Source organism: uncultured Massilia sp., assembly GCF_913773735.1.
GTDB lineage: Bacteria > Pseudomonadota > Gammaproteobacteria > Burkholderiales > Burkholderiaceae_D > Telluria.
Map to the genome: position 1 here is coordinate 89,600 of NZ_CAJYEB010000040.1, position 9,772 is coordinate 99,371.

Annotated in this window: 10 protein-coding genes; 3 read left to right on the forward strand and 7 right to left on the reverse strand. The window is 69.4% G+C overall.

The features are described from left to right. Positions 1-25 precede the first annotated feature (25 nt). Positions 26-511: an asparaginase domain-containing protein gene (locus QZ749_RS20815; RefSeq protein ID WP_296950789.1), complete on the forward strand. Its 486-nt coding sequence runs from the start codon at positions 26-28 to the stop codon at positions 509-511. Positions 512-583: 72 nt separating this feature from the next. On the opposite strand, the gene QZ749_RS20820 is transcribed toward QZ749_RS20815, so the two are convergent. From QZ749_RS20820 to QZ749_RS20830, 3 genes are all read right to left on the reverse strand, one after another. Beyond that, positions 584-1,480 carry a recombination-associated protein RdgC gene (locus QZ749_RS20820; RefSeq protein ID WP_296950793.1) on the reverse strand — a complete coding sequence of 299 codons (897 nt, stop codon included), beginning with the start codon at positions 1,478-1,480 and terminating at the stop codon, positions 584-586. 89 nt (positions 1,481-1,569) lie between these two features. Beyond that, a complete protein-coding gene (gene dinB, locus QZ749_RS20825; RefSeq protein WP_296950796.1) occupies positions 1,570-2,646 on the reverse strand; it encodes a DNA polymerase IV in 1,077 nt (358 codons plus the stop codon). A gap of 88 nt (positions 2,647-2,734) precedes the next feature. Further along, the gene (locus tag QZ749_RS20830; protein WP_296950799.1) at positions 2,735-3,760 is read right to left on the reverse strand and encodes an aldo/keto reductase; all 1,026 of its coding nucleotides are present in this window, start codon (positions 3,758-3,760) and stop codon (positions 2,735-2,737) included. An 82-nt stretch (positions 3,761-3,842) separates the two neighbouring features. Here QZ749_RS20830 and QZ749_RS20835 point away from each other — a divergent pair, with 82 nt between their 5' ends. Continuing rightward, complete coding sequence (locus QZ749_RS20835; protein ID WP_296950801.1) at positions 3,843-4,793, forward strand: AraC family transcriptional regulator; 951 nt, start codon at positions 3,843-3,845, stop codon at positions 4,791-4,793. A gap of 88 nt (positions 4,794-4,881) precedes the next feature. Here the strand turns inward: QZ749_RS20835 and blaOXA (QZ749_RS20840) are convergent, their stop codons facing one another. From blaOXA (QZ749_RS20840) to QZ749_RS20855, 4 genes are read right to left on the reverse strand one after another with little or no spacing between them, the layout of a single operon-like run. After that, positions 4,882-5,655, reverse strand: a complete 774-nt coding sequence (gene blaOXA, locus QZ749_RS20840; protein ID WP_296950803.1) for a class D beta-lactamase — start codon at positions 5,653-5,655, stop codon at positions 4,882-4,884. A 2-nt stretch (positions 5,656-5,657) separates the two neighbouring features. Then, entirely contained in the window at positions 5,658-6,518 is an 861-nt protein-coding gene (gene bla, locus QZ749_RS20845; RefSeq protein ID WP_296950805.1) for a subclass B3 metallo-beta-lactamase, read from the reverse strand. Between the two features lie 30 nt (positions 6,519-6,548). Then, positions 6,549-8,342 carry a class D beta-lactamase gene (blaOXA, locus tag QZ749_RS20850; RefSeq protein ID WP_296950808.1) on the reverse strand — a complete coding sequence of 598 codons (1,794 nt, stop codon included), beginning with the start codon at positions 8,340-8,342 and terminating at the stop codon, positions 6,549-6,551. Next, on the reverse strand, positions 8,339-8,719 hold the full coding sequence (locus tag QZ749_RS20855; RefSeq protein ID WP_296950811.1) for a BlaI/MecI/CopY family transcriptional regulator: 381 nt from the start codon (positions 8,717-8,719) through the stop codon (positions 8,339-8,341). Before QZ749_RS20855 ends, blaOXA (QZ749_RS20850) begins: the two co-directional genes overlap by 4 nt. A gap of 151 nt (positions 8,720-8,870) precedes the next feature. Here QZ749_RS20855 and QZ749_RS20860 point away from each other — a divergent pair. After that, positions 8,871-9,772: IS1595 family transposase (locus tag QZ749_RS20860; RefSeq protein ID WP_296950815.1), on the forward strand; the 902-nt coding region annotated here is incomplete at its 3' end.

The window sequence follows — 9,772 nt, forward strand, 5'->3', positions numbered from 1 at the left end:
TTTTTCACTGCGTTTTCAAATCATCATGACTTTGCGGATCATCGCCACGGGCGGCACTTTCGACAAACACTACAACGAACTCAATGGCGTCCTGGGCTTTGCCGAAAGCCACTTGCCGGAAGTTATTGCACGCACCCGCATGACCATTCCGGTCGCGCTCGAAGTCGTCTCCCTGCTGGACTCGCTCGACATGCAGGATGCCGACCGCCGCAAGGTGCTGGACGCCTGCCGGGCCGCCAGCGAGCAGGCCATCGTGATCGTGCACGGCACCGACACGATGCGCGAGACGGCCGAGGTGCTGGGCGCGGCCCTCTCGGACAAGACGATCGTCTTCACCGGCGCCATGATCCCCTACGAGATCGCCAATTCGGACGCGCTGTTCAACTTCGGCTTCGCCTGCGGCGTCGCCCAGGTCCTGCCGGCCGGCGTCTACGTGGCGATGAACGGCAAGATCTTCAACTGGGACAACGTCGCCAAGAACCGCGCGCAAGGCGTGTTCCAGTCGACCTGAAGGAAGTCCCGACAAGAACGGCCCGGAAGCTTCCGGGCCGCGATGCGACCGCCGTGGCGCGGTCGCGGCGGGTCACGCCTTCGCTTCGCCGCCCAGCGCCTCGACCAGGTCGGCCAGCATCTTGGCCAGTTCGCCGGTCATCAGCATGATGTCGTTGTCGAAGCGCTCGTCGTCGCTGTAGGTGATGGTTTCGTTTTCCTTGATCACGTCCAGCGGCTTGATGCCCTTGACCGCCAGCTGCTCGGTCAGCACCAGCGAGATGCGGCTGTTCCAGGTCAGCGCCAGGCGCGTGCACTGCTTGCCCGCGGCGATGTGGCGGCGGATGTCTTCCGGGTCCAGCGAGTGCTTCACGTAGCGCACGGCGGCCTTGCTCTCGCCGGTGGCGCGCAGTTCCGTGTCCTGGTCGATCGTGAAGTTGTATGGCGCTTCGTCCGATTCCAGCCAGCCGGTCATCACGGCCACGGGCGAACTCTGCACGCGCAGCGATTCCAGCGGCAGCTTGTCGACGGCCTTGAGCAGCAGCTTGATGACGTCGTCGGCCTTGTTCGGGCTGGCGGCATCGACCACCAGCCAGCCGTTGACCGGGTCGATCCAGGTCCAGACGTTGCTGCGGATCGAGAACGCGCGCGGCAGCAGTTCGTCGGCCACGCGCTCCTTCAGTTCCTTCATCGCCTTCTTGCCCGGCGGGAAGCCCTGCTGCTCTTCCAGTTCGGCCGCCTTGGCCTTGGCGACCTGGTTGATGACCGAGCTCGGCAGCAGTTTCTTTTCGGTGCCCAGCATCATCAGCATCTGCTTGTTGACCACGTGGACCAGCTTGCCGTTGCCGCGCGGCGAGTCCCAGCCCTGGCGCAGCAATTCATTGCTGGTGGCCGGCGTGAACGCCTGGGACTGCAGGGCGTCTTCCATCTGTTCGGGGGTGAATGCCCAGTTCCGGGGCAGGCGGTAAATCTGCAGATTCTTGAACCACATAAGGTTGCTCTCAGTTATCTTGGTATTGCAAAGGAACGACATTCTACACGCTGCCCGGCAGCAGTTTTCATGTCGCGGGATGGGGTTTTTCAGGATGTTGCGAGTTCGTCAAACAGGCTCAGCTGCTCCACCTGCTCGCTGTCGGCCAGGCGCACGCCGACGCCCAGCAGGCGCACCGGACGGCTGGCGCGCTGCCAGCCGGTTTCCATCAGGCGCCGGTAGGTGTCCAGGCTGGGCGCATGGCCCACGCATTCGACGGTGGTTTGCTGGAAGTCGGAAAACTTGACCTTGACGAAGAGCTTGTTGATGAATTTTTCGGCACCGTTGCGCTTGATCCGGCCCTGCAAGTGTTCCATCAGTTCGGGCAGCAGGGCCAGGCAGGCCGTCAGGTCGGGCACGTCGGGCGTATAGGTTTCCTCGGTGCTGATCGATTTGCGCTCGCGTACCGGATTCACGTCGCGCTCGTCGATGCCGCGGCACAGATTGTACAAACGCGTGCCGAAGGAGCCGAAATGCTGCTGCAGCTTGTCCAGGCTCCAGGAACGCAGATCGCCGCAGGTCTGGGCGCCCAGGCGGTTCAGCTTGGCGGCCGTCACCTTGCCGACGCCGAACAGTTTTTTCACCGGCAGGTCGGCGACGAAGGCGTCGACTTCGTCGGGGCGCACCAGGAACAGGCCGTCCGGCTTGTTCCAGTCGCTGGCGATCTTGGCCACGAACTTGTTCGGCGCCACGCCGGCCGAGGCCGTGATGCCGACCGTCTCGAAGATGCGCCGGCGGATCTCCTGGGCGATCAGGGTCGCGCTGCCCTTGCAGTGGGGGGAATTGGTGACGTCGAGGTAGGCTTCGTCCAGCGACAGCGGTTCCACGAGTTCGGTGTAGTCGCGGTAGATCTCCATGATCTGGCGCGAGGCGATCCGGTACTTCTCCATGTTCGGCGGCATCAGGAGCAGGTCCGGGCACAGCTTGAGCGCGGTGGCGGTGGCCATCGCCGAATGGATGCCGAAGCGGCGCGCTTCGTAATTACAGGTGGCGATGACGCCGCGCTGGTCCGCGCGGCCACCGACGGCGAGCGGCTTGCCGCGCAAGGACGGATCGTCGCGCATCTCGACGGATGCGTAGAAACAATCGCAATCGCAGTGGATGATCTTGCGGACGGGGTCGTTCACTCTGGGGCGGGCGCCCCGGCGCCGGGACGACTACTGTTATTGCATACAGTATCGCCCGGATTGCCATCCGCGTGCAAGCGCTACGTTCTCAAGCCAGGAAACGATCGCGGTGGACGTTGGTCATCGCCTGCACCCAGCCCGGGTAGGCGCGCGGCAGCGCGGTGCCGGCGTCGAGTTCGGCCAGGTCCTCGGCCGTCAGTTGCACGTCCAGTGCGCCCAGGTTGTCGCGCAGCTGCTCGATGCGACGCGCGCCGACGATGGCGCAGGTAACGCCTTCCTGCGCCAGCACCCAGGCCAGCGCCACCCGCGCGGCGCTGACGCCGTGGCGCCCGGCCACCGGCCGCAGGGCCTCGATCGCGCGCAAGCCGTGTTCCGGCTCGACCGGCGGGAAGTCGATGTGGGCGCGGCGCGAACCCTGGTCGGCGGCGTTGTCGCGGCTGATCTTGCCCGACAGCAGGCCGCCGGCCAGCGGACTCCAGGCCATCACGCCCAGGCCGGCGTCGCGCGCCTGCGGCAGGATGGCGCGCTCGATGTCGCGCACCGCCAGCGAATAGCAGGCCTGCACCGAGACGTAGGCCGACCAGCCGTGCAGGGCCGAGATACCGAGCGCCTTGGCGACCTGCCAGGCGGCCAGGTTGGAGCAGCCGATGTAGCGGATCTTGCCGGCGCGGACCGCGTCGTCGAGCGCGCGCAGGGTCTCTTCCATCGGGGTCAGGCCGTCGAAATTGTGGATCTGGTACAGGTCGACGTGGTCGGTGCGCAGGCGGCGCAGGCTGGCCTCGAGCGCCTGCATGGTGTGCAGGCGCGACTGGCCGGCGTCGTTCGGCCCCTCGCCCATCGGCGCGTGGTACTTGGTGGCCAGCACCACCCGGTCGCGGCGGCCCTGCAGCACCTCGCCGAGCAGGCTTTCCGATTCGCCTTCGGCATACACGTCGGCGGTGTCGATGAAATTGATGCCGGCATCGAGGGCGGCGCCGACCAGGCGGTCGGTATCGGCCAGCGCCAGCCCGCCGACCTTGTCGTAGGGCGGCCTGGAGGCGCCGCCGAAGGTCATGGCGCCCAGGCACAGGCGTGATACGATGATGCCGGTCTTTCCGAGTCGTCGGTATTGCATGGGGTAATTCCTTCCTGTCGATACGATGACGACAGTCTAGAAGCCGACGTACCGCCCGACCATGCTCCACGATCCAGATCCGATGCGCGCGCGTCCAGCATCCGGCGCCGATGATGCCGGCGATCCCCTGTCCGACGTGCTGGCGCTGCTGCGCATCGAAGGCGGCGCCTCGCTGCGCATCGCCGCCGGCGGCGCCTGGTCGCTGCGCCTGCCGGCCTACGCCTACCTGAAATTCATCGCCCAGATCGAAGGCCGCCAGTGGATCCTGGTCGACGGCGCCGAGGCGCCGATCTGCCTGGAACCGGGCGACTGCCTGGTGATGCACGGCGGCCGTCCGTTCGTGGTGGCGAGCGACCTGTCCTTGCCCCCGGTCGACGGGGTCGCCCACTTCGCCGGCGCCCACCAGGGCGAGGACGGCAACGTGCGCTGGGGCGATGGCGAACCCGACGTGGTGGCGGTGGCCGGCCGCTTCGAGGTCGCCCCCGCGCAGCGCGCCCTGCTGGCCGAGATCCTGCCGCCGGAACTGCACGTGAAGGCGGCATCGAGCGCCGCCCCGGCCCTGCGCGCCCTCCTGGACCTGTTCCGCGACGAAGCCGGCGCCGGCGCGCCCGGACAGCGCCTGGTGGTGGCCAACCTGGCGCGCATCGCCCTGGTACAGGCGCTGCGCGCCGGCGGCGCGCACGGCGGGGCCGACGGCTGGCTGGGCGCGCTGGCCGACCCCAAGGTCGGCCCCGCCCTGCGCCTGCTGCACGGCGACCCGGCGCGCCACTGGACCCTGCCCGAACTGGCCCAGGCCAGCGGCATGTCGCGCTCGGCGCTGGCGCTGCGCTTCAAGACCCTGGTCGGCAAGGCGCCGCTGCAATACCTGCAGCACTGGCGCATGCGCCTGGCGCAGCAGGCGCTGCGCCAGGGCAGCGAGCCGGTGGCCACCCTCGCCTGGCGCCTCGGCTACGCCTCCGAGAGCGCCTTCAGCGCCAGCTTCAAGCAGCACACCGGCATGGCGCCGGGGCAGTTCCGGCGCGCGGCCGCCTGAAGGCACCAAAGCGACGCCGCAATCGCATCGCTGGCCACGGGACCGTCGCCCCTGCGACGGCAGGGGCGGCGTCGCAGTATGAGTATGCCTAGCGCGCCGCCTGCGCCAGCATCTCCGGCAGGGCCTCGAGGAAGCGATCGCGCGCCAGGAAGCTGGCCGGTATGTCGTCCGGATCGCTCGCGTCCTTGCGCAGCAGGTGGGCAAACACGAAGGTCCGCGGTCCCTGCGCCGCCCAGCCGACGTACCAGCCGTAGCCGGACGACGCGCCGGTCTTGCCCGAGACGTCCCATGCGCCGATGCGCTTGTAGGCGACCAGGCGCGCCGTCATGTCGTAGGCATGCGGGCTGACGCCGAGCTGGCGGTTGACGATCCTGCGCAGGAAGGACAGCTGTTCGAACGGCGAGATCTTCAGGGACGAGCCGATCCAGGACAGCGTCAGGCCATCGTGGTCGGCGTCGCCCGAGACGTCCCGGTTGCCGTAGCCGAAGCGTTCGACGTAGTCCCGGAACCGGGCCATCCCGAGCGCCGTCGTGACCTGCTGCGAATACCAGACCACCGATTCGCGCATCCAGCGCGCCGGATCGGCCGGCTGCTTCCAGCTGTCGCGCCAGTCCGGATAGCCTTCGCGAAAGGGCAGTTCCGGATGATGCTCGTCCTTCAGGACCGCCGCGTCGTAGCCCATCAGGGCGATCGCGATCTTGAAGGTCGACGCCGGCGTGACCCGGGTCCGGCAGTCGCCGCGCTGCACGGCGATGCGCCCGGTCGATGCGTCGGCGACGATGGTGCAGATGTCGGCGGCATGCGCGCACGCCATCGACAGGAAGGCGAGGCAGGCGGCGAGGACCGATCGGGTGCGCGCCATCGTCAACCGCCCTTCGCTTCTTCGGCCAGCGTGCGCTGCAGCCAGGCGCGGCCCTTGTCCGCATAGGCCTTGCAGCCGTTCCCGTCGATGAAGTCTCCGCGCGCCTTGCGCTCCCACAGCCCGCTCGCTTCCGGGTGGGCGGACACCAGCACGTCGCACGGCAGGCCGGCCACCGTCGCGATCGACTTCTCGATGTCGGCGCGCGCGCCGGGATAGCGGGCGTCGCCGCTGTAGCGGAAGCCGCCCGCGGTGACCGCGGTCAGGCTGTCGGCATATACCATGGCGACCGTCCTGCCATGGTCGGTCTCGCGCCAGGTCCAGCTGACGCCGCCCTGGGTGTGGCCCGGCGTGTAGTGCGCCGTGAGCGCCAGCGGTCCGAGTGTCACGACCTCGCCGTCACGCACCACGCGGGTATTGGCCACCGGCGTCATCGGACTGTCCACCAGGCCCGCGTACTGCGGATCGCCCTTGTCCGGCAGGCCGCTGCGCAGCACCGGCTCGCTCTTCGCGCTGCCCAGCACCACCGCGCCCGAGGCGCGCTGCAGCGCGGCGACGCCGCCGGCATGGTCGAAGTGCTCGTGCGAGGTGAGGATGTAGCGGATGTCCTCCGGCTTGAAGCCGAGCTGGCGGATGTGCCGCAGGATCTGCGGCGCCGCCGCCGCGGTGGCGCCGTCGATCAGGATGTGGCCGGCGGGCGACGTGACCAGCAAGGCCGACAGGCCGTGGGTGCCGACGTACCAGGTGTTGCCATGGACCTTGAACGGTTCCTGCGGCGCGGTCCAGGCGTCCGGGTCGGCGTGCGCGCCCGGCAGGGACGACAGGGCGCCTGCCAGCAGCGCGGCGTGGATGATGCGGGTCTTCATGGTGTCTCCGTGGTGGTGAAAAACCTGTGCCTACAGCGTCGGCAGGCGCTGCTCCAGTTCGCGCAGCATGGCGTCGCGCACGCGCGCGCCGGCATACGTTCCGTCCTGTTGGGCTTGCTGTTCCAGGCGCGCGAACACCAGCGTGCGGCCATCCTTGCTGGCCCAGCCGACGAACCAGCCGAGCATCTGCCCCGCCTGTTCGCTGCCGTCGGCCCGGCGCGCCATGGCGGTGCCGGTCTTGCCGTGGATGCGCCAGCCGTTGCCGAGGGTGCGCACCTGGAGCAGGCGCGCGCTCGTCTCGTACGCATGGCGCGATAGCGGCAGGCTGCGCGTGGCCACCTTGCGCAGGAAGGCGACCTGCTCGTCGGCCGAGATCTTCAAGGTCGGGCTGAGTTCGGACAGCGCCAGCGCCGGATCGCCGGGCGCGCCCGACAGGTCGCGGTTGCCGTAGCCGAAGCGGTCCAGGTAGTCCTGCACGCGCGCCGCGCCCAGCCGCGTCGCGACCTGCTGCGAATACCAGACCGTGGAATTGCGGATCCAGCCGGCCGGATCGGTGTCGGCGCGCCAGGACGGCTGCCAGTCGGCGTAGCCCGGCTTGAACGGCAACCGGGGCGCATGCTCGTCGCGCAGCAGGCCGCTGTCGAAGCCCATCAGGACCAGCGGGATCTTGTAGGTCGAGGCCGGCGTCACCCGTTCGGCGCAGCGGCCATCGCGCACCAGGGCGGCGCCGCCGGCGGCGTCGGCGATCTCGGTGCAGGCGAGCGGCGCGGCGGCCGCCGACAGACCCGGCTCGGACAGGCGGGGCGCCGGCCAGGCATCGACCGGCACGCCGGCCTGCCAGGCCAGGGCCGGCTGGAACGCCAGGTTGGCCAGGAACACCGCCGCCAGGCCGGCCACGGCCAGCACCCGGGCGCGGCGGCCGGCGCCGCCCTTGATCGGCTCGCGGATCAGGGCGATGCGCACGGCCAGGGTGTCGGTGCGGACGGCGCCGAAGGCCAGGGTGGCGCCGATCGGGCGGTGCTGCAGCCTGAGTTGCGCCAGCAGCGCCGCGGCATAGGCCTTGCGCTGGGCCGGGGGGCGGCCGCGCAGCACGTCGCGGTCGCAGCCGAGTTCCTGGGCCCAGCTCAGGCGTTCGCGCAGCAGGCGCATGAAGGGGTTGAACCAGAACGCGAGCTGCAGCGCCAGGCCGGCCGCCATCCAGTACAGGTCGCGCCGGCGCCAGTGGGTCAGTTCGTGCTCGACGATCATCTCGCGCTGCAAGGCGTCGAAGTCGCGCAGGTGGCGCGGCAGCAGCAGGCGGGCGCGCGCCGGGCCCAGCAGCATCGGCGAGATCGGCGCGTCGACCTCGATCACGACCGGCCGGGCGCCGCCCGGCAGGCGGCGGCCGTGCGCGGCCAGGGCGTCCAGCACGCGCCGCGCGCGCAGGAGGCGCAGCAGCATCCAGGCCAGGCCCGCCAGGTAGCATGCGGCCCAGGCGCGCGCGGTCCAGGCCAGCCAGGACGACTCGTGCGCCCGCGCGGCCGGCGCGGCGGCGGATGCCGGCGCGGCTGCGGGCGCGGCGCGGGCGCCTTCCTGCGGCGGTGGGACGATCGCCTCCATCTCGATCACCGGCACCACCTGCAGGCGCCCGCCATGCGGCAGCAGCACGACGGCGAAGGCCGCGGCCACCGTGAGCTGGGCCAGCAGCCAGGTCGTGCGCTGGATGGCCAGGGCCGGCAGGCGGCGCCGGAGCAGGGCCGCCAGGCCCCAGACGCACAGGCCGGCGCCCAGGCAGCCGGCGCTGGCCAGCAGGAAGCGCGCCAGGACGATGTCGAGCGCGCTCATGGCGATTCCGGCTCTTCCGGCCAGTGCTGCAGCATCTGTTCGAGGCGGGCCAGTTCCCGCTCGTCGACCAGCTTGCTGCCGGTGAACATATTGACCGGCAGCGGCGTGTCGATCTCCATCACGCGCTTGCCGAAGTCGTGGGCGAAGGCGGCCAGCGTGCCGACCTTTTCCAGCACCGCCTCGTAGACCTGCACGCCGTGGCGCACCTGCTGGGCGACCATGCCCTTCTCGAGCATGCGCTCGAGGGTCTTGCGGGTCGACGAATAGGACCAGCCGAGTTCCTCGGCCACCTGCTCGTGGATCTCGCGCGCGCTCAGCGGGTGCTGGCGCCACAGGGCCTTCAACAGGCTGAGTTCGGATATCGAGGGGATGGACATGGCGGGCTCTCGTGGTGTGACCGATATCGCAATCATGCGACACCTGTCGCAATTTTGTCAAATAAAAAGGCGCTGTTCGCGTTAATTCTGCGAACCGGATTTGGTCCTGGCTGTCTTACCCATTGTCGAGGTAACTCATGGGGAGACGGCGATGCAGGCTCTGGCGTTCGACGACGTGCTTGCCGCGCTCGAAGCGTTACCGCTGTGTACGCAGGATCTCGCGCGCCTGCGCAGCTGGCTGGCCTCCATCGCCGATCCCGGCGAATGCATCGCCCTCATCGAACAGGCCGCCGGCCGGCCACCCTGTCCACGTTGCCGCGCCACGCGCGTCCACCGCTGCGGCAGCGCCAGCGGCTTGCAGCGCTATCGCTGCTGCCGCTGCGGGCGCAGCTACAATGCCTTGAGTGGCACACCGCTGGCGCGCCTGCGCCTCAAGGAGAAATGGCTCGCGTACCTGCAGTGCGTGCTGGAATCGCGTACCGTGCGCGACGCCGCGGCCGTCACCGGCGTGCACCGCACCACCAGTTTTCGCTGGCGCCACCGCTTCATTCCGGGCGCCATGCACGAACGCGCGCCGACGCTGTCGACCATCGTCGAGGCGGACGAAACTTACTTGCTCGAATCGCAGAAGGGATCGCGCACCCTGGACCGTCCGGCGCGCAAGCGTGGCGGGGTCGCCAGGCGCCGCGGCATCAACCGCGACCATGCGTGCCTGCTGGTAGCGCGCGACCGCAGCGGACAAACGCTCGATTTCCATACCGGACGCGGGCCGGTGACGGCGGCGCAGCTGGAGCGTTGCCTGCAGCCCGTGCTGGCGCCCGACGTCCTGCTGGTCAGCGATGCAGCGCAAGCCTACAAGACCTTTGCCGCCAGGACGGGCATCACCCATGAAGCGGTCAACCTGCGAGCAGGTATCCGCACGCGCGGCGCGATCCACCTGCAGAACGTGAACGGCTGGCACAGCCGCTTCAAGACCTGGCTGCTGCGCTTTCGCGGCGTGGCCAGCCGCTACCTGATCGACTACTCGGGCTGGCAGCGGGTGCTGGACGACAA